17 protein-coding genes are annotated in these 18,525 nt (G+C 60.3%); 4 read left to right on the forward strand and 13 right to left on the reverse strand.

Translation table 11 applies throughout. The features are described 5' to 3' along the window. Positions 1 to 17: 17 nt before the first annotated feature. The 12 genes from Q7L05_RS06980 to Q7L05_RS07035 all read right to left on the reverse strand — a co-directional run bounded on the left by Q7L05_RS06980 (position 18) and on the right by Q7L05_RS07035 (position 14,881). The gene (locus Q7L05_RS06980) at positions 18 to 1,304 is read right to left on the reverse strand and encodes a TIGR04295 family B12-binding domain-containing radical SAM protein (protein ID WP_303903958.1); all 1,287 of its coding nucleotides are present in this window, start codon (positions 1,302 to 1,304) and stop codon (positions 18 to 20) included. Beyond that, positions 1,301 to 3,193, reverse strand: a complete 1,893-nt coding sequence (locus tag Q7L05_RS06985; RefSeq protein ID WP_303903961.1) for an SDR family NAD(P)-dependent oxidoreductase — start codon at positions 3,191 to 3,193, stop codon at positions 1,301 to 1,303. Before Q7L05_RS06985 ends, Q7L05_RS06980 begins: the two co-directional genes overlap by 4 nt. After that, complete coding sequence (locus Q7L05_RS06990) at positions 3,190 to 4,302, reverse strand: NAD-dependent epimerase/dehydratase family protein (protein WP_303903964.1); 1,113 nt, start codon at positions 4,300 to 4,302, stop codon at positions 3,190 to 3,192. Before Q7L05_RS06990 ends, Q7L05_RS06985 begins: the two co-directional genes overlap by 4 nt. Positions 4,303 to 4,794: 492 nt before the next feature. Next, on the reverse strand, positions 4,795 to 5,130 hold the full coding sequence (locus Q7L05_RS06995; protein ID WP_303903967.1) for a Na+/H+ antiporter subunit G: 336 nt from the start codon (positions 5,128 to 5,130) through the stop codon (positions 4,795 to 4,797). A gap of 10 nt (positions 5,131 to 5,140) precedes the next feature. Then, the gene (locus Q7L05_RS07000; protein WP_411293323.1) at positions 5,141 to 5,413 is read right to left on the reverse strand and encodes a K+/H+ antiporter subunit F; all 273 of its coding nucleotides are present in this window, start codon (positions 5,411 to 5,413) and stop codon (positions 5,141 to 5,143) included. Further along, positions 5,410 to 5,895 (reverse strand): Na+/H+ antiporter subunit E, encoded by a 486-nt coding sequence (locus Q7L05_RS07005; protein WP_303903970.1) that lies wholly within the window; start codon positions 5,893 to 5,895, stop codon positions 5,410 to 5,412. The genes Q7L05_RS07000 and Q7L05_RS07005 overlap by 4 nt, the downstream gene beginning before the upstream one ends. After that, complete coding sequence (locus Q7L05_RS07010; RefSeq protein WP_303903972.1) at positions 5,892 to 7,418, reverse strand: monovalent cation/H+ antiporter subunit D; 1,527 nt, start codon at positions 7,416 to 7,418, stop codon at positions 5,892 to 5,894. The genes Q7L05_RS07005 and Q7L05_RS07010 overlap by 4 nt, the downstream gene beginning before the upstream one ends. Then, on the reverse strand, positions 7,415 to 7,750 hold the full coding sequence (locus Q7L05_RS07015; RefSeq protein WP_303903975.1) for a Na+/H+ antiporter subunit C: 336 nt from the start codon (positions 7,748 to 7,750) through the stop codon (positions 7,415 to 7,417). The genes Q7L05_RS07010 and Q7L05_RS07015 overlap by 4 nt, the downstream gene beginning before the upstream one ends. Beyond that, positions 7,750 to 10,557, reverse strand: a complete 2,808-nt coding sequence (locus tag Q7L05_RS07020) for a monovalent cation/H+ antiporter subunit A (RefSeq protein ID WP_303903978.1) — start codon at positions 10,555 to 10,557, stop codon at positions 7,750 to 7,752. The genes Q7L05_RS07015 and Q7L05_RS07020 overlap by 1 nt, the downstream gene beginning before the upstream one ends. A 923-nt stretch (positions 10,558 to 11,480) precedes the next feature. Then, positions 11,481 to 11,840, reverse strand: a complete 360-nt coding sequence (locus Q7L05_RS07025) for a DUF4168 domain-containing protein (RefSeq protein WP_303903981.1) — start codon at positions 11,838 to 11,840, stop codon at positions 11,481 to 11,483. A gap of 180 nt (positions 11,841 to 12,020) precedes the next feature. Then, entirely contained in the window at positions 12,021 to 13,394 is a 1,374-nt protein-coding gene (locus tag Q7L05_RS07030) for a sigma-54-dependent transcriptional regulator (RefSeq protein ID WP_303903985.1), read from the reverse strand. Continuing rightward, complete coding sequence (locus Q7L05_RS07035) at positions 13,391 to 14,881, reverse strand: ATP-binding protein (RefSeq protein ID WP_303903987.1); 1,491 nt, start codon at positions 14,879 to 14,881, stop codon at positions 13,391 to 13,393. The genes Q7L05_RS07030 and Q7L05_RS07035 overlap by 4 nt, the downstream gene beginning before the upstream one ends. A gap of 178 nt (positions 14,882 to 15,059) precedes the next feature. Between Q7L05_RS07035 and Q7L05_RS07040 the strand changes: the two genes are divergently transcribed. The 4 genes from Q7L05_RS07040 (at position 15,060) to Q7L05_RS07055 (ending at position 17,713) form a co-directional block, all read left to right on the forward strand. After that, positions 15,060 to 15,407 carry a hypothetical protein gene (locus Q7L05_RS07040; RefSeq protein ID WP_303903990.1) on the forward strand — a complete coding sequence of 116 codons (348 nt, stop codon included), beginning with the start codon at positions 15,060 to 15,062 and terminating at the stop codon, positions 15,405 to 15,407. Positions 15,408 to 15,580: 173 nt separating this feature from the next. Beyond that, positions 15,581 to 15,883 carry a hypothetical protein gene (locus Q7L05_RS07045; protein ID WP_303903993.1) on the forward strand — a complete coding sequence of 101 codons (303 nt, stop codon included), beginning with the start codon at positions 15,581 to 15,583 and terminating at the stop codon, positions 15,881 to 15,883. Positions 15,884 to 16,179: 296 nt separating this feature from the next. Next, positions 16,180 to 17,073: a cytochrome c oxidase assembly protein gene (locus Q7L05_RS07050; RefSeq protein ID WP_303903996.1), complete on the forward strand. Its 894-nt coding sequence runs from the start codon at positions 16,180 to 16,182 to the stop codon at positions 17,071 to 17,073. Positions 17,074 to 17,161: 88 nt separating this feature from the next. Next, positions 17,162 to 17,713, forward strand: a complete 552-nt coding sequence (locus tag Q7L05_RS07055; RefSeq protein ID WP_303903999.1) for an SCO family protein — start codon at positions 17,162 to 17,164, stop codon at positions 17,711 to 17,713. Positions 17,714 to 17,890: 177 nt separating this feature from the next. On the opposite strand, the gene Q7L05_RS07060 is transcribed toward Q7L05_RS07055, so the two are convergent. Continuing rightward, positions 17,891 to 18,406 carry a hypothetical protein gene (locus Q7L05_RS07060; protein ID WP_303904002.1) on the reverse strand — a complete coding sequence of 172 codons (516 nt, stop codon included), beginning with the start codon at positions 18,404 to 18,406 and terminating at the stop codon, positions 17,891 to 17,893. Positions 18,407 to 18,525 lie beyond the last annotated feature (119 nt).

An 18,525-nucleotide genomic window follows, 5' to 3' on the forward strand; every position in this document is an offset into this window, starting at 1 on the left:
ATTTCCCTTGCATTACCCTACAGCGGACGAGGCAGCTCCAGCTGCTCCAGCGGCAGCGGCTGCTGTTCCTGGATGTCGGAAAACTCGCCGTACCTATCAATGTAGTAGCTGACGGCGCGTTCCCAAGCTTTTTCATCCGGGAAGCCGAAGCGGTGGACGTAACCGGGTGAACCGGGGTAGGGAAACATGGGGACCGGTTTGTTGGCCCAAACGCCGTACTCGAGGACTTCCTGACGCCATCTTTCGACGGCATCGAGGTCTTCACCGCCCGAATCAATCAGGCTGGCCTGCACGAAAGGAACACTCTTTTTGGCATGGATGAGTCGGTCGCGCAGCTGCGCACTGGAGAGTTTGCAGCGCTTGTTGAGCAGGTCGCGCCCATCATCGGAGATGCTCTCGACGCCGGCTTCGATGGAGACACAGCCCGCCTCACCGAGGCGGTCGAGCATGTCCGGTTTCCACAGATCGATCCGGGTCTGCACGCCGAACTCGATGTCACGCTTTTCGAGCGCATCCAGCAACGCGTTGTCAGGGAGCAGGATTTCGTCGACGAAATAGACGTAACCAACACCCTGTTCTATGAGTCCATCGAGTTCTTTCAGCACCGTTTCGAGGGGGCGACGCCGGTATTTGTCACGGTAATTGTCTTTGGCGCAGAAGGTGCAGGCGTAAGGGCATCCCCGGGAAATCTCCATTTCGGCGCCGAGGCCGTGTCCTCTGTCATCGAAACGGTGGTGATGGTGTTCGTGGAGCACTTCGCGAGGCCAGCGAAGTGCCGGCAGTGATGCCATGTCAACTGCCCGGGGGCCGCCGTTGATATGGATTCGGCCGTCGCTGCCACGAACGGCAAGACCTTCCATCCTCGACCAGTCGCTGCTGTCGGCTAGGCGCGGCAGGGTGGCTTCGCATTCGCCGATCACCGCCGCGTCCGCGTCGACCTTGTTCAAGAGAGCACGTGGCGTCGTCGACCCGTGGGGACCAACCAGAACAATACGGCCTGCGCTCTCCCGTATCGCCTCGGCCACCTCTTGTGGAACACGCAATTCCGGAGGCGGACAGCGCCAGAACAGGTAGGTGGGAGCTGTCCCGATCACAGTGATGTCGGGGCCGTAACCGGCCACAGCGGCTGCCAGCAGTTTCGTCGACCAGCCGAAGGCGTGAGCATCGAATAGTGCCGCGTCGTGACCTTCTGCTTCCAGCAGGGCTTTGGTGTAGCCGAGTTCCAGGGGTAAATGCCGCTCGTGGCAGCCGAAATAGATGCTGCCTTCGAAGCGCCATGGCGGATTGATAAGCGCATACCTCACAGGACCATCCTCTTTTCCCGTTTCACAACGAGCCCGTTTTGGGCTGTGAGCCAATCGTAGAGTCGGCTGACTCCCTCCGCCACGGGGATTCGGGGTTGCCAACCGGTCGCTTGAGAAAACTTGCCCACGTTGGAAACGTAGTAGCGTTGATCGCTGCTTCGCCAGTGTTCGAAGCGAACCTCGGGCGGCTCTCCCTGACGCTCCTCCAGTAAAGCCAGTAGCTGCTTCAGACTGAGTGTATTCAAGGGGCCACCGCCGATGTTGAAGGCCGTTCCGGCAATCTGCGGCATCTGCCGGTGTGCCAGCAGCATGGCGTCCACCAGATCGTCAACAAAGAGTACGTCGCGAACCTGCAGGCCGTCGCCGTAGATGGTGATGGGCTGCTGGCGGAGAGCCCGGATCAGAAAATGCGCCACCCAGCCCTGGTCTTCGGTGCCGAACTGACGTGGACCGTAGATACAGCTCATGCGGAACACCGCTGCGGGGAGTCCGAATGTGCGCGCGTAATCCAGTACATACTGGTCAGCGGCCCCCTTGGAGCAGCCGTAAGGACTGCAAAACTCCAGTCGCCGCTCTTCATCCACACCGGAGCGGCGGATGGTCCCGTCTTCAGGCTCATAACTGCTATCGGTAGCCCGGAGCGCAACATCTTCAAGGGCGCCATACACCTTGTTGGTCGAGGTGAAAAGTAGTGATGGCGGATCGGGGCAGGCCCGGAGTGCTTCCAGGAGATTCAAGGTTCCCCGGCTGTTGACCTCGAAATCACCGATCGGGTTGTCCAGGCTGGTCGTCACCGCCACCTGCGCGGCGAAGTGATATACTTGGTCAGCGTAGTCGACCGCTTCCCGAACCGCAGCGGCATCACGAACGTCGCCGAGTCGAAACTCCAGTCGTTCGGGATGCCGCTCCTGAAGCCAGGCCAGGTTCTGTTCGGTGCCGGGACGTGCCAGGTTGTCGAGAATCAGCACCCGCCGCCCCTCGGAGAGGAGCCGGTCGGCGACGTTGGCGCCAATGAATCCGGCGCCGCCGGTCACCAGTGCAACCGGTTCCGGTGCACTGGTCGGCTTTGCGGAACGTGTGGCCTGCACCGTGTTCAATACTTGATCCAGTCCGCCGACTTCGAGCAGACGGAGCAGAAGCCCGGAGTGTCCCTGCGCGTCAGCGAAACCGAAACGGCGCTTGGAATCGGAAGTTTCCTGTCGGTCGCGGGTGCTGTGCCAATAGACCCTGGCGGCGGGCGCTGTTGCTGCGTCGGCGAAGGCTTCGAGCTGCCCCCGATCTGCGTAGAGCCGTTCCGAGTAGCCGGTTGCCATCCAGAGCGGCAGGTCACAGTCGGCACGTTTCAGGGCCGCTTCGGCCTCTTCGATGCGGGCGCTCCAGCCCTTGCAGCCCGGGAGGTTTTCCGGAAACCCGTGTAGCGTTACGGCAGTGGCGGCTTCCAATGCCCCGGCGCTGGCCAGTGCGGCGATATTGGTAGCGAGGTTTTTGACGCCGAGGCCGATCACTGGTCGGGCGTTGTGTTGAAGGGCCAGCTGTGCCCGAAGCGTAGTCTCGCCGGGCGTCGGGCCGACCACCTCGACGGCCTCCAGATGTGGTGCAAAACTGCGCATGGCTTGCTCGGCAAACTCGACCGTGCCTCCGGTCAGTACCGGAAGGATTTGTGCCCGTTCCGCGGCGGCTGCCAAAAACCATTCGTACCAGCGACGCCCTTCGGTGGTATTCCAGGTGTCGACGCAGACCATCAGGCGCAAGTGACGAACACCGAGGCACTCCAGGTCGTCCAGCATGGTCTTCGTCTGCTGCTGATTGCATGGAGCACAGAAAACGCTGAGGCCCACCGTTGGCCCGAGTCCGGCAAACGGCTTGTGGTTCCCGTCCGTTAGCCTCATAGCGCCAATCCCCGTACGGTCAGTTCACGGGTGGCTTGGGTAACGCGGTCCTCCGCGCTCTGATCCTCCAGCCAAGCGCTCAATGAGCGAATGCCGGCATCCAGCCGAATTCTCGGATCGAAGCCCAGCCGTTCCCGTGCCAGTGAGATATCGGCGAAGCAGTTGCGGATATCTCCGGTGCGATACTTGCCGGTTACCACCGGCTCGATGTCGCGATCCAGAGCGGCCGCGACCCGTTGCGCCACTTCGGTCACGGTAACGTCGTGGCCGCTACCGATATTGAACGCCCGGCCGATGGCCTCATTCCGCTCAAGGGCGAGAGCGCAGGCATCGGCGACATCGTGAACGCTGACGAAGTCGCGGCGCTGGAGGCCATCCTCGAAGATTTGCGGTGGATTGTCGTTCAGAAGGCGTGAGGCAAAGATAGCCAGTACGCCTGTATAGGGATTGGAGAGCGCCTGGCGCTCGCCGTAGACATTGAAGAAGCGCAAGGCGGTGGTCGGGATGCCGTAGGTCTCACCCAGCATGAGACTCATACGCTCCTGGTCGAGCTTGGACATCGCATAGATCGATGCGATGGAGGGCGCTTTATCTTCGGTGGTGGGAACCGGGCTTAGCGGTTCACCCCCGGGACCATAGGCTTGCCAGTCACCGCTGTGCAGGTGTTCAGTTTTTCGACTTCCCTCGACCAGTTGGCCATCATCCGTGCGGTACATGCCTTCGCCATAGATACTCATGCTGGAGGCCATCACCAGCCGGTCGACGGGGTGTTTGATGAGGGCTTCGAGTAATACACCGGTAGCCGTAACGTTGGTGTCCAGGTAGTCGGCCACCTGGTACATGCTCTGTCCGACCCCCACCTTGGCAGCAAAATGAAAGACCGCATCGACGCCCTGCAGCGCCTGCTTGACCGCACCCGGATCCCGCACGTCACCGATCATCAGTTCCACTTCGGGATCCAGGTAGTCGGGGCGCTGTCGCTGTTCGCCGTGGACCTGCGGCGAGAGGTTATCGAGTGCGCGTACCCGATAACCTTTCGCTAACAGACGGTCCGCCACATGCGAACCGATGAAACCGGCGCCGCCGGTGATCAGAACCTGTTTGCTCATGATGGAAACCGTCCTCTGGCTATTGCGTCCCTGGGTACAATTCCAAGCAATGGAAGGGTGCGGTTGTTGCGGGTGCTGCGGACCTGGAAGTCGCCGGCCCGTGCCGGTGAAACAGAGAGGTAAGGGAGGTGCGTGCGAAGAACAACGGCCCCGTTCCGGATCCGGGGGGTGTCCCGAGTATATCGGCTTCGGCTAAATCGTCCACTGCAATCCCTTGCCTGGCAGCTGGTGGCTCTCCACCGCGTGTTCATGATGAAGCTGGTGAAAAAGGTAGCTTTAATAATCGGCTTTGCAACAGCCGGTTACAGCAACAGGACGGTAACAACGATTACAGCGACGACCATCCGAGGGTCCGGATCGTGCTCAATGAATGGTCGCCCGGAACCGGAGACTGTACTGTTTGGTACGCTCGTCGAACGGACCATGCCTACTGAAATCCCCCGCACCGGTCCAGATACTCGGGCGGCAGCCGGCGTCCCGCTGCCGGTATCGCTAACGACCTTCCCGGTTCTCTGACTCCACCGGATAGGGACGTATCGACCGCACCTTGAGGTGCAGTGCCGCCTTCGCCAACAGGTGTGCACTAACCGGGGCGGTCATGAACAGAAAGAGCGCCACCAGTAGTTCGTGCAAGCTGAGTTGACCGGTTTGGACGGAAAAGTAAATCATCGAGGCGATCAGCATCCCGCCGATCCCGAGTGTTGTGGCCTTGGTCGGGCCGTGCAGGCGGGTGAAAAAGTCCGGCAAACGGACGAGACCGATGGAGCCGATCAGTGCAAAGCCGGCGCCGATCAGCAAAAACAGGGAAACCAGAATCTCGATCAGCATGGGATATCACCTATTCAATGATGTCGCCGCGTAACAGGTATTTGCAAAAGGCGGCGGTACCGATGAAGCCCATCATGGCCAGTACCAGTGCCGCTTCGAAATAGACATTGCTGTCGAAGTGAATGCCGCCCAGCACCAGCAGCGCTATGGTGTTGATGAACAGCGTGTCGAGCGCGAGGATGCGATCCGGCGTGTCGGGCCCACGTACCAGACGCCACAGATTCAGTAGCATGGCCAGGCTCATCATCGCAAAGGCGATGACGATTGAGGTCTGCAGGATCATCTGAAGATCTCCTTCAGCGGCGCTTCGTAGCGCGTGCGAATTTGATGACAGAGGGCATCCCGATCGGATACGTCGAGGCTATGGATGAGCAGAGTTCGCCGGTCGATGCTGAGGTCGGCGGAAACCGTACCAGGGGTCAGCGATACCGTGCTGGCGAGCACGGTAATAGCAAACTCGTCGGTCAATTCCAGCTCATATTGGATGAACGCCGGACGCAGCCGGTCACGGGGGCCCAGTACCAGGCGTGCCACTTGAAGGTTGGCCGTGATGATATCCTTTGCCAGTGACAGCAAATAGCGGGTCAGTAGCAGAGGTCGGCGCAAGCGCGGGTGTTCGGGCCAAAAGGCGCTGGTGAAGTGTGGGATGAGGAGCCCAAACAGCAGCCCCAGCAGCAACTGCCCAAGCCCGAAGTCGTTCGCCAGCAATAGCCAGACAAGCGCCAGGGTCAGACTCATCAGCGGGTGCGGCATCCAGCGACTCATGGCAATGTCACCTGCGGGATCCCGGGGACAGTGGGGGACAGTCCGAGAACGGCCTCCACATAGGCCGTTCCATTGAGCGCCTGCAGGGCGGTCGCCTCGGCGAATCCCGAAACGGTGCCTCCGAAGGCCACCAGCAACGGGCTGGCGCTGAGCAGCAGTGCGGCCGGCAGTATGTGCAGGGCTCCCCGGCTATGACTGCTGACCGGGTCGCCCTGCCAGAATAGTGAGGAGCCGGCGCGTGTTAATCCCACCAGCACGAAAAGACTTGAGCCGAGGATGGTCCCCCAGATCCAGACTGCCCAGGCAGATGTCTGTGCGGCGGAGAGGATCAGCAACTTCCCGATAAGACCGCTAAGTGGAGGCATGCCGGCGATGGCAATCGCGCCCACCAGGAACAAAACACCTATCAGGGCGCTGTCGGGTGGGCGCGGACCCACCACGATTCGGCTTCCCTGGGGGCGTCCCCGGGCGATCACATCGGCAAGCAGGAAGAGGCCGCTGGTCACCAGAGTGGTATGAATCAGATAATAGAGAGCGCCAGTCAGGCCGGTCTCGGTACCGAGGCCGATGCCCACAAGCAGCATGCCGACCGAGACGATGATCAGATAACCCACCATTTTCCGCAAATCGCGGCTGGTGACCACTCCGATGGTGCCAACGGCCAGGGTCAACAGGGCTGCCGGGAGTAGCCACGGACCGGCCACATCAGCCAGTGGACCATCGCCGTAGCCGAAAACGAGTTCGAATACCCGTACGATCGCGTAGACGCCGACCTTGGTCATTATGGCAAACAGGGCGGCCACCGGTGCGCTGGCATTGCCGTAGGCATGGGGCAGCCAGAAATGTAGCGGCAGTATCGCGGCCTTGAGCCCGAAAACCACCAGCAGCAGCAGAGCGCCCGCGCTTGCGAGTGGCACATCACTGGCGTCGAGCGTGGCGAGCCGTTCCGTGAGATGCGCCATGTTCAGCGTTCCGGTGACTCCGTAGATGAGTCCGAGGGCGATGAGGAACAGTGAAGAGCCCACCAGGTTTATCACGACATAGTGCAGGCCTGCGCGGGTGCGCGCCGCGCCGCCACCATGGAGCAGTAATCCGTAGGAGGCCAGCAGCAGGATCTCGAAGAAGACGAAAAGGTTGAACAGGTCGCCGGTAAGAAAGGCACCGTTCAGGCCCAACAGCTGGAACATGAACAGGGCATGAAAACCGGGAGCGGTGCGGTCGGTCCCGAGCATGCCGTAGGCCAGAGCCCCGGCGGCCAAAATGGCCGTCAGCAATAGCATCAGTGCAGCCAGCCGATCCAGCACCAGTACGATGCCGAACGGGGCCGGCCAGTTGCCCACCAGATAGGCTTCGACGCTGCCGTCACCGCTATGCAGGAGCAGGCGCACGGCAATAATCAGCATCAGCACGGTAGCGCCTGTGCTGATCGCGCGATGCCAGTGCAGTTTTCGTGGGGCGCCTACCAGCAGCAGCGCTCCAGCCAGCAGTGGCACGACGATGGGTAGAATCAGCATCTCACTCACTGTTTCTCTCCACGGCGCGGGCCGTCCACCCGGTCGGTGCCCAATTCGCCGCGGGCGCGCAGGGCGAGTACCAGCACGAAAGCGGTCATGGCAAAGCCGATGACGATGGCGGTAAGCACCAATGCCTGGGGCAGGGGGTCGGTGTAGGGGCCGCCTTCGGTGATCAGGGGCGGTCGGTTGGTCACCAGCCGACCGGACATAAACAGGAAAAGATTCGTTGCATAGGAGATCAATACGATGCCAAGGACCACCGAAAAGCTGCGCGCGCGCAGCACCAGATAGACGCCGCAGGCGACCAGCAGGCCGATAACCGAAGCCAGCAGGATTTCCATCAGCGCATCTCCTCCGGTTCGGTAGGCGGTTGTGCCGACTGTTGTGTGCTGAGGCGTCCCAGGTTTTCCAGAATCAGGATCACGGTTCCCACCACGGTCAGGAACACACCGATATCGAAGGCCATGGCACTCGCCAGCTCTACCTCTCCGATGAGGGGCAGCTCCAGATGCAGTACCGCCGAGGTGAGGAACGGCCGTCCAAAGAGCAGGGAGGCGAGTCCGGTGGCCGAAGCCAACAGCACGCCGCCGCCAATGAGGGTGAAGTAGCGACGCTTCATCCGTTGCTGGGTCCACTGCAGGCCGCTGGCCAAGTGTTGCAGGATCAGGGCGGTGCCGGCCACCAGTCCAGCGATAAATCCGCCGCCAGGGGCGTTATGACCGCGCAACAACAGGAACAGCGACACAAGAAGGGCAAGCGGCAGAAGGGGGCGGGAGACAGCCGCCATGATCAGCGGATGGACATCGACCGCCCACTGCCGCCGGCCGAAACCGTGCTCGGGCAGCGGAAGATGCAGACCGCGAAGCAGCATGAAGATTCCGGCGGCGGCGATAGCAAGCACCGTGATCTCGCCCAGGGTATCGAAGCCGCGGAAGTCGACCAGAATGACGTTGACGACATTGCTGCCACCCCCAAGCGGCTTTGCATTCTCCAGGAAAAACTCCGAAATCGGAGTATGAGAGCGGGTCATTACTCCAAAAGCGAGCAGCGCGACGACCAATCCGCTGGAGCCGGCCAACAGCAGATCCCGCACTCGACGTAGCGGTGAGATCTCCAGTCGTTCTCCTCCCGGAAGGAAATAGAGCACAAGCAGGAGCAGGATAGTGGTCACTACCTCGACCGAGAGTTGGGTCAGCGCCAGGTCCGGGGCCGAGAAATGGACGAAGGTCAGCGTGACGATAAGCCCGACCAGGCTGGTCATGATGAGCGCAGTGATCCGTTGGTGGCGCATTCTCACGGTCGCGATGGCTGCAACGGCCAGAATCAGAGCGGCAGCGAGGCTGACTCCATCGATCGGCATGAGATCAGCGCCGCCGTGCAGGATGACACCGTTCGTCAGTGGCGCCGCGGCCGTGATCGCAGCAACAGCGATCAACCAGGCGAGATATCGCTGTAGCGATCTGTTGTCGAAGCTTTGCATAAAACGGCGGGCCAGCCGCAGTATTCCCCTTGAGAACCGGTAAAAAAGATCTTCGCTGCTGACGCGTGGCAACCAGCGATCATGGAGCTTGAAAAGCTGGTAGCGCAAGACATAGACGACTACCCCCCCGGTAAGAGCGACCAGGCTCATTAGCATCGGCAAAGAGAAGCCGTGCCACAGCGCCAGGCTGTAGTAGGGTACCTCACCCAAAACACCCGTTACCGCTGCATCGAGCAGACCCCGCACGGTCTGTCCGGGCATTACTCCTACCACTATGCAAAGTGCCACCAGCACTTCTACCGGTATTCGGATCCTGTGTCCCGGCTCGCGCGGGGAGCGCGGCAAATTGATGGGTTCGCCGTTGAAGAAGACATCGTGGATAAAGCGTACCGAATAGGCCACCGAGAAGACCCCGGCCAGAGTGGCGGCCGTGGGTAGAAGCCAGTCCAATGCACCCAGCCACTCGTGGTGAACGGTTTCGGCGAAAAACATCTCCTTGCTGAGAAAGCCATTCAGCAGGGGAACACCCGCCATCGCCGCTGCGGCGACCATCGCCAGGGTGGCGGTATAGGGCATGTATTTCCAGAGGCCGTTGATGCGTCGCATATCGCGGGTGCCGGTCTCGTGATCAATGATGCCTGCTGCCATGAACAGGGAGGCTTTGAAAATGGCGTGATTGACCACATGGAAAAGCCCTGCCACTGCCCCAAGGGGCGTACCCAGACCAAACAGAAGTGTGATCAGGCCCAGGTGGCTGATTGTGGAATAGGCCAGGAGCCCTTTCAGGTCGTGCTTGAAAAGGGCGGTATAGGCCCCGAACAGCAGGGTGGTCAAGCCCACGCCGCCGACCAGGTAGAACCACGCCTCGGTTTCTGCCAGGACCGGAAAGAGACGGGCCAGCAGGAACACCCCGGCCTTTACCATGGTGGCTGAGTGCAGATAGGCGGATACCGGCGTCGGCGCTGCCATGGCTTTGGGCAGCCAAAAATGCAGTGGGAACTGGGCCGACTTTGTGAATGCCCCCAACAAGATGAGCAGGAGAGTCGGGAAGTAGAGTTCATGTTCCCGTACCCGATCGCCGGAGGCGAGGACCGTCGACAATTCGAAGCTGCCGGCGATATGCCCCAGCAGCAGCAGCCCGGCCATCAGCGCCAGGCCACCTGCGGCAGTAACGATAAGGGATGTTCTGGCCCCTTTGCGGGCCTCGGACGAGTGCGGATGATATGCGATGAGCAGAAAAGAGCTCAGGCTGGTTAGCTCCCAAAATAGGAGCAGGAGCAACAGATTGTCGGACAGTACTATTCCCAGCATGGCGGTCTGGAACAGCAAAAGCAGGGCATAAAAGCGCCCCAAACGGTCGGATTTCGGCAGGTAATAATGGGCGTAGAGAATTACCAGCAAGCCGATGGCCAGTACCAAAATTACGAAAAGCAGCGCAAGCCCGTCCAGACGTAATGAAAGGTTCAGCCCCAGTTGCGGTATCCAGGACCAGCTGATGTGAGCTTCGGAGTCAGCGGTGAGCGGCAGTGCCTGCCAAAGCGTCAGCGCCAGGGCAAGCCCGCTGGCGCTGCCGGCCGACCACGCCGCGACACCTCGACCACGCTGCGCAGCCAGAGGGGATAGCGCAGCACCGAGCAGCGGGAGCAGGATGATCCAAACGAGAAACATTGGCAGTGCAGATTTCCAACCAAAAGCCCTGGAGGGCGTGAACTAGGAGGTCAGCAAATTGAGGCGCGGAAATCGCGCGCGGAATTCTTTTCGTTTAACGCTGTGCCGTTCCCGACGATGTAACGGCGACCATTGAATTCCCGCGCCCGTGGAACAATCCTGACTGCCAGGACGGTCCCGAAACCCGAAGCCGTGGACTGGCTTTCTGATTTGTAACTGCTCGCCCGGGTGATCGCGCACGGCCCGGGAAATCCGTCATCCCCGCGTAGGCGGGGATCCATTTTGAGCCATGCTTCTGTTCTCTGGATTCCCGCCTTCCCCCCCGGCCTACGCGGGGGTGACAGGGAATGACGGAGGGGGTGAGTAGTTCCTCTGATTTTTACTGTTTTATTTTGAAAAGTCGGGGTTCGAAATTTCCAATGCAGTATAGAAGCGGTATCCCTGTATCTGGCCGCGAACCTACCGCTGTAACGCTGGTCGCGGTCACGGCCTGATGTGAATCGTATCTTAAAACACGAAGGGCCGGAAGTGCCGGCCCTTCGTTCCAGCTGTTAGCAGCCTGCGGGACTCAGGCGATCGTAGCGAGGAGAGGCGGGGAACGAGTCGGATTTTTCGGTCACTCGAGATGAATAACCTTGGCTACTCACAAAAAGGATCGGGAAATCAGGCCGAATCCGCTTTTCGCAGCCGATCGGGACTACCCGGAGACGGCCAGGAGCCTGTCCGAGAATAGACGGACCTACTCGGCTCTGGCATCCGGCTTCGCTCTAACTCCTCCATCCATGGAGCCGTGCGGCCGAGCCTGATTGGCCAGATTCCCCGCCCATTTTCGTTAAATAGAACCACCTATTCGCCTCAAATGACCGAAAAATCTGACTCAATCAGTCTTGCCCTCGTGACGATCGCTATTCCCGGAGAGGCTCCTACTGGGCAGAATCAACCATGCCCATCACCTTTTCCCGCAACGCCGGGTTCTGGTCGAGCTGAGTGGCAACGTTGTTGTATTCCTCCACACTCATACCGCTCTGCTGAACGGCTTCGACCATCTGCTTCTGAACCTGCTGTTGCATTGCCCGAGCCTCTTCGTCGGACTCGATGCCTTCGAGTTGACTGGCAAAGTCCTGTTGCAGGTTCATCACTTTCCCGAACGCATCGGAGAATGTCTCGAGCGTGGCATCATCGGGCGTTTCGGCCGCTTGCCCGGCCGGGGGCGGGGCATCCGGCGCCTGCTGGGCCAGTACGGGGGAAGCCACGGTGAACAGGGTGGCTGCGGATACAGCCATGAACCATTTCATTGCTTTTGGCTTATGCATTCAGAATCTCCATGTGTCAATGAGTACGCTGGAAAGGGTTGCAAAGTGCGTGCCGGATGAATTGCCGCGTCTGGTGCCGGTTCAGACCGGGGGACCCCGGAATAATATGTGCCGATACGATACATGTAGCGAGAGGAGTCGACCATGTGGTCATCCGTCCTCTTCGAGGTAACGATAGAGAGTGCGACGACCGATGCCCAGCTGGTGGGCGGCACGGCGTTTGTTACCTCCGAGCCGGTCGAGCACATGGTGGACGTAATGCCGCTCCACCTCGCGCAGGGAAGCCAGCGACTCATTCCCAAGGCCGGGGATGGCGCCGGAGTCGTCAGGGGCACGGTCGGGATTGCGATGCCCGATGCGCTCGGGCAGGTCCCCTACATCGATCTCTCCCTTGCTGCGGAAGGCGACCGCGCGTTCTATGGCATTGGAGAGCTCCCGTACATTGCCCGGGAACGGATGAGCACGAAGGCGGGCCATGGCAGCCGAGCTGATTGCATCGACCGGAGGATTCGAATCAGCTCCAAAACGGGAGATGAAATGGGCGGTGAGCAGATCGATATCGTCTTCTCTCTCCCGCAAGGGAGGCACCTCCAGCGCAAAGGTCTCGAGGCGATAGAAGAGATCCGCGCGGAAGCGTCCTTCCGCGATCTCGGTTTCCAGATTACGGTTGGTGGCTGCAATCACCCGTACATCAAGGCGGGTCTCACGGTCGACCCCGACGGGCCGGAGCTGTCCGTCCTCGAGAATGCGCAGCAGCTTGGACTGCATCATCGCAGGCATCTCGCCGATCTCGTCCAGCAATATCGAACCACCCTCCGCCTCGGCGAATAGTCCCTTGCGTGCCTTCTGGGCGCCGGTAAAGGCCCCGGCGGCATGCCCGAACAGTTCGCTCTCCAACAGGTCGGCGGGTATGCCGGCACAATTGACCGCCACGAAGGGCCGGTGTCGGCGTTCGCTCTCTTCGTGAAGTGCACGGGCCACCAGCTCCTTGCCCACCCCGCTTTCCCCGAACAGCAGCGCGGGGCCGGAGGCGTGGGCAATGCGGCGGATCTTTTCGAAGAGATTCCGCATCGGCCTGCTCCGGCCGATCAGACCATGGAAATCACCCTTCTCGAGCACGCTTTGGTAGTGTTCAATCTGCCGCCGCAATTCGCGCCGCTCCAGCGTCCGCTCCACGCAGAGTCGAAGGTGATCCAGCTTGAGCGGCTTGGTGAGGAAATCATCGGCGCCGCGCTTGAGGGCAGCCACTGCCTGCTCCACCGTCCCGAAGGCGGTGATGATGATGAATCCGGGTGCGACCGGGCGGTCACGTACCCGGTCAAGCAGTGCCATTCCGCCTTCCCCCGGCAGACGCAGATCGCTGATCACCAGGTCGGGTGAAAGCTCGTCAATGCGCTGCAGGGCCGTCGGAACGTCGGGGGCTTCCGTTATCCGATAGCCCGCATCCTCCAGTTCCTCGCGAATCAGTTCGCGCAAAGCGGCATCATCTTCGACAACCAGAATGGCGATCTTTTCCGGATTCATTGAGTGGTCTCCATATCGGTGCGGGGGAGAATCAGGCGCAGCCGGGCGCCTCCCGATGCATTGGTTTCGATGTTGATGTGGCCACCGTGGTCGCGGGCGGCGGCATGCGCCACTGCCAAACCCAATCCAGTCCCTTCCCCGACGCGCTTGGTGGTGAAAAACGGTTCGAAGACCTGGGTGCGCAATTCCGGGGGAATGCCCGGCCCATCATCATCGATCACGTAGTGAACGGTTTCAGAATGCCACTCCAGCGCAACCCGGACGAATTCGCGGGCTACTTGTAGCGCGTTGTTGATAAGGTTGCCAAGGGCCTGTTGCAGCCGGATGGAGTCGACCGCAATCTCCGGCCCCTCGGGGGGCTTGTCGAAGACAACACGGATTCCGCGCTCCGCCGCCTCGGAAGCGGCCTGCTTCAGGGTTGTCTGCAGGGGCTTGTCGGCGGGGATCCGACGGCGGTGCAACGGGTTGGAGCGGCCGAAGTCGAGTAGCTGACGGATGATTCGCTCCATGCGTCCCGCTTCCCTCCGAATGGTGTGCATTGCCGCGGCTACGGGTTGCGGAAGGTCGCCCTTGCGCAGCAGCCGTTGCGCCTTGCCATCGATGGTACTCAGGGGGCTGCCGAGTTCATGGGCAACACCGGCGGCAAGTTGCCCGACGGCGGCCATTTTTTCCGACTGATGCAGGCGTTCTTCCAGTTCGGCTTCGCGCTGCTGCTGTTCCGAAAGCTCCCGATGGGAGCGGAGGATGGCGCTGGCCATTCGATTGACCGCAGCGGCGAGCATACGAAGCTCCCGGGGGCCCCTTAGCGGGAGCCGATGGTTGAAATCGCCATTGCGAATGCGGCCCAAACCGTCTTCGATGGCGGAAAGGTGACGTCCCACCGTCCAGCGGTGCCCGAAGAAAATGATTAGCACCAGAGAGAAGCCGGAGAGGGCTACTACGGTGAGTGTATGGGTGCGAACGGATTGGATATAGCTGTCGAAGTCGCTGCCCCGGCGGGTTACCTGCAGTAATCCGGCGATGCGTCCGCCGCTGTCCGGCAGCGGCACGAAATAGGAGAATACCTCTTCACTTCCCGCCTGCCGGAACTCGCCCTGGGTCTCCCCGCGACTGGCAATTCGGGCGGCCCGGTCGGTGCCGATCGGGGCATCCCGGGGTCCGCTCCTGGCGAGCGGATGACCATCGCGGTCGTAAACGTAGACGCCATAGACCCGATCGATACTGAAGGCCGAATCCAGGGCGCGCTGGACGGTGCGCTCATATCCCCGCTCCAGAGCATGGCTGAGCGGGAGACGGATGGCGCGGGCTACCAGTTCAATGTCCTCTTGCATGCGCGATTCTGTGCGTTTCTCGAGGTAGTCGACGCTGTACCAGGCGGTCATTGCCGTTGTGGTAAGGAAGGGGAGCAGTACGGCCCCGACCAGCGCGGCACGCAGAGACACGATGCCGGAGCGGGGTATCGGAATAATGGTCTTAAATTGGCGCATGGGTCATATTGATACACGTTTTTTTGGTGGTCAACGCAAGCCTGGATCCCGCTTTGAAGGGACGCCGGTCCGCCGTTAGCGCTCTGTTGCCCGACTGGTATAACCATTGCACAGGTTCAGACCATGGAAGCGGATGTCCCGCTATTCTAAACAACGCAAACAACGTACCGGAGTGGCTATGCGCCAGCTAATTGGAGCGATTTTGATGATGATTCTCTCGGGCGGCACGCAGGCTGCATGCCTGCACGTTATCGAGAGCGGCTTCGAGGTGGATGAGCGTGAGGTTGCCTCCTCCGTATCCTGGCATGCCGTCATCGAAAATGAGTGTGAGGTTCCTTACGACGCCGATCTCTCGGTCGTTTTCGTGGATGAAAACGGAGAGTCACTCTATGATGTCCAGGACCTGGTAACGGTGGGCCGGGGTGAGGCCGCTGAAGCCGGCAAGAAAATCTACATGCCGAGCCAATATCTTCCCCGCATAGCTGAAGTGCATATCAGCATCGAGGAGCGTGAGCGCCCGTTCTGACTCGTACACACCTCCCAAGGTACGGATTTTCACTCGCCTGAAGGTCTCCAGCCCTTCACATCTGAATACCCGGCCCGGGCATTCTTCAATCCCGCTTCCCGAGGGTAGCCTGCCAGCTGCCGGGAGCCGCCTGCTAGGCTTCGGGGTACCCGCATTCGGAAAAGGAGGTCCGGGTGAAGTATCTGGCAGGGGCGCTGATGCTGTTGGCGGCTCAGCTGCTGGTTACACTGGGGCTGCTCTATTCCGGCATCATAAGCGTTGCCGCCAGCGAGCCACATACGTCGCTGGTACGCTGGATCCTGGACACCGGCAAAGAGCAGTCGATTCGCAACCACGCCAAGGGGCTGCGACCTTCCGGTCTGGAACTGGCGGGGCAGGCAGAAGAGGGATTTCTCGCGTATAACCAGATGTGCGTGCCGCGGCGCATATTGCAACACCGAGGCCTTACCAATCGCCAGCGCCCCAAGTACACCTGAAGTGCATGGATAGCCGAATGAAGGGCACTTCTATTCATCCAACACGGTTCTGCTCGCGGCCGTTTTGTCCGCTGGCAAGGCGCAGCGAGTGATGTGTGATTGCTTCACATGAGCGAGCTGTAACGCAGTCCAGCGGGCAAAACGGTCCCGAGCCCGAAGGGTTGGGCCCAAAATCGCCGATCCCGGCGTTGCGCTGCTTGACAAGGGAGCTAGCCTTGCCTGCGCAGCGCGCCTTGGCCTCGGCGATTTTGGACCCAACAGAATCCGCGTTGGATGAATAGAAGTGCCCTTAAGCCATGGACGGTTTCATCGAACTGCTCTTTCCCTGGGAGGCCTCGCCACTGATTCTGGTGGGAATCGGGGGCGCGGTTCTGATGTACGGCATCGGTTTGGCCAGGGGGGGATCACCCGGACGCTGGCGGGCGATCAGTTTTGTTGCGGGTGTGGCTCTGTTCTACGCAGTGACGCAGACACACTTTGATTACTATTCCCAATACCTCTTCTTTGCGCATCGCGGCCAGCACCTGGTGCTGCATCACCTGGCCCCTTTTCTGGTTGCCCTGTCGGCACCGGGGCCGGTGCTGGCGGCTGCGCTTCCGGATTGCCGTATATCCGGCAGTGCGCATCGGCACGCCAAAGGTTTCGTGGCGAAGCTCTATCGAGGTTTCCAGAACCCGTGGCTGGCCGGCACGCTGTTTGTCGGCCTCATCGCCTTCTGGCTGATACCGGGCGTTCACTTCGATGCCATGCTGAGCCGCCGTCTCTACTGGATCATGAACTGGAGCATGGCTCTGGACGGGCTGCTGTTCTGGTGGCTGGTCTTTGCCCGCAATCCGGCCGGTGCGACACCCCATCTGACCTTCGGTAGCCGCGTATTGCTGCTGACGTTGATCATTCCGCCGCAAATGCTGATTGGCGCTACTCTCGCGTTTAGCGAACAGTCGCTGTTTGATGTCTACGATGTGTGCGGGCGGGCGTTTCCGATTGCACCCATGGACGATCAGCAGCTGGGCGGACTGATCATCTGGGTACCGGCGGTGATGATGAGCATGGCGGGCGTACTGATTCTTCTGGCCCGGCAGCTGGGCGACGGTTCGCACGAGAGGGCAGGCGATAACGAGTCGGTGGCACTCGGCCGAATTCGTCAAGAGCGCCACGGAGATCACGGAGCACAAGGGGGAGAAAGGTGATCAGACGGTGACTTGCGAGCCGCAAATCTCACAACGAAAACAAGACCCATCGGGTCGGTGGCGATACGGGCTTTTTTGGTTGCGCGCAGTGTTGCTGACGCTCCTTGTGGCCAGCTGTAATAGCGAGCCCTGGCAGACCAGGGATATCTCCGGACTGATGCCATCGCTCGAGTTTCAGTTATCGGCTGTCAATGGCGAGAGCTTGTCCGAGGCGGACCTGCAGGGTCGAGTCGTGCTGTTGCTCTTCGGCTATACGTCCTGCCCGGACATCTGTCCGACCAACCTCGCACAACTCGCCGCACTCAAGCGGCGCCTGCCCGCGAGCCAGGTCGAAGCGGTGCAGATACTCTTCGTTTCGGTCGACCCGCAGCGAGATAGCCCGACAACGCTGGCTACGTTCGCCGGTTATTTCGAGGCAGAGATCATCGCCGCTACCAGCACACCGGACCGATTGCGAGCGCTGAGTCGCCGTTACCGCACTACCTTCAGCTACGGTGAGGCCGATGCGGATGGTTTTTACGAGGTAACCCACTCGAGCGGCGTCTATGTCTTCGACCAAAACGGCGCAGCGCGGTTGCTATTTCGCCCTGGCGATTCGGTCGAACAGATGGCGGCCGACCTGACTCGACTGCTGAAGTGATTCGAAAAACGAACCCAACTTAGCTACGGGTGTGCCGGATTGATCTGCGACCGATCTTTGGAAAATAGCCGGGCGTCGTTGGAAAGGTGATGGGAAATTCGAGGGGCGGGAGGTGGGGAGGGGGCGACCGTTGCCTGCGTGAAGCCTCGGTCGCACCCCCTATGCAGCCTTTGCGGTTTATGACGTCTTGGGAGCAGTTTTCTTTCGACGCGAGGTCTTTTTCTTTGCAGTTCCTTTTTTGCGAGTAGCAGCGGCTTTCTTGTCGAAATCCCGCAGTGCTTTGGTTACTTCCCGTTGACGCTGCTGTTCCAGCTTGTCTTCAACCTTACGCACCGCGTCGAGTCGGCCCTTGGCGATGCGGAGTTCCTGTGCCGCCTGCCTGGCGGCCGCTTTGGCTTCCTGGACTTCCGCACGGCGTGACTGAACAGCGTTGCGGGCGTTGACTACGCTAGCCTGGTTGGGTGTCTTCGCCTTGGCACGAGCCGTTTCCAGGCGGGCCTTCACCTTGTCCAGCATCTGCTCGGCTTTTTCGCTCTGACGTTCGGCCTGATCAGCAGTCTTTTCAGCGGCGGTATACGCCTGTAGAGCCTGTGCCATTTCAGCCGATGCGGAAACAGCCGGCGCGGCTTTGCGTTTCGGTGCAACCGTTTTCTTTGCTACCGCTCTCTTTGCACTCTTTTTCTTTGCTGCCATTGCTTACTCCCTAATCGGTTTTATCATGGGCGCGGATATTGTGTGACAAAACGCAGGCAAAAAGAAAATTTTTCTTGAACAAAATGCGTTTTTTGACTGGAAAAGATCCATATAGAGAA

The sequence above is a fragment of the Thiohalomonas denitrificans genome, from assembly GCF_016841685.1.
GTDB lineage: Bacteria > Pseudomonadota > Gammaproteobacteria > Thiohalomonadales > Thiohalomonadaceae > Thiohalomonas > Thiohalomonas denitrificans_A.

Excerpts from the sequence above, each read along its gene's own strand:
- Q7L05_RS06985 (WP_303903961.1), bottom strand. The coding sequence starts at position 3,193 with ATGAGGCTAACGGACGGGAACCACAAGCCGTTTGCCGGACTCGGGCCA.
- Q7L05_RS06990 (WP_303903964.1), bottom strand. The coding sequence starts at position 4,302 with ATGAGCAAACAGGTTCTGATCACCGGCGGCGCCGGTTTCATCGGTTCG.
- Q7L05_RS06995 (WP_303903967.1), bottom strand. The coding sequence starts at position 5,130 with ATGCTGATCGAGATTCTGGTTTCCCTGTTTTTGCTGATCGGCGCCGGC.
- Q7L05_RS07000 (WP_411293323.1), bottom strand. The coding sequence starts at position 5,413 with ATGATCCTGCAGACCTCAATCGTCATCGCCTTTGCGATGATGAGCCTG.
- Q7L05_RS07005 (WP_303903970.1), bottom strand. The coding sequence starts at position 5,895 with ATGAGTCGCTGGATGCCGCACCCGCTGATGAGTCTGACCCTGGCGCTT.
- Q7L05_RS07015 (WP_303903975.1), bottom strand. The coding sequence starts at position 7,750 with ATGGAAATCCTGCTGGCTTCGGTTATCGGCCTGCTGGTCGCCTGCGGC.
- Q7L05_RS07020 (WP_303903978.1), bottom strand. The coding sequence starts at position 10,557 with ATGTTTCTCGTTTGGATCATCCTGCTCCCGCTGCTCGGTGCTGCGCTA.
- Q7L05_RS07025 (WP_303903981.1), bottom strand. The coding sequence starts at position 11,840 with ATGGCTGTATCCGCAGCCACCCTGTTCACCGTGGCTTCCCCCGTACTG.
- Q7L05_RS07030 (WP_303903985.1), bottom strand. The coding sequence starts at position 13,394 with ATGAATCCGGAAAAGATCGCCATTCTGGTTGTCGAAGATGATGCCGCT.
- Q7L05_RS07035 (WP_303903987.1), bottom strand. The coding sequence starts at position 14,881 with ATGCGCCAATTTAAGACCATTATTCCGATACCCCGCTCCGGCATCGTG.
- Q7L05_RS07040 (WP_303903990.1), top strand. The coding sequence starts at position 15,060 with ATGCGCCAGCTAATTGGAGCGATTTTGATGATGATTCTCTCGGGCGGC.
- Q7L05_RS07050 (WP_303903996.1), top strand. The coding sequence starts at position 16,180 with ATGGACGGTTTCATCGAACTGCTCTTTCCCTGGGAGGCCTCGCCACTG.
- Q7L05_RS07060 (WP_303904002.1), bottom strand. The coding sequence starts at position 18,406 with ATGGCAGCAAAGAAAAAGAGTGCAAAGAGAGCGGTAGCAAAGAAAACG.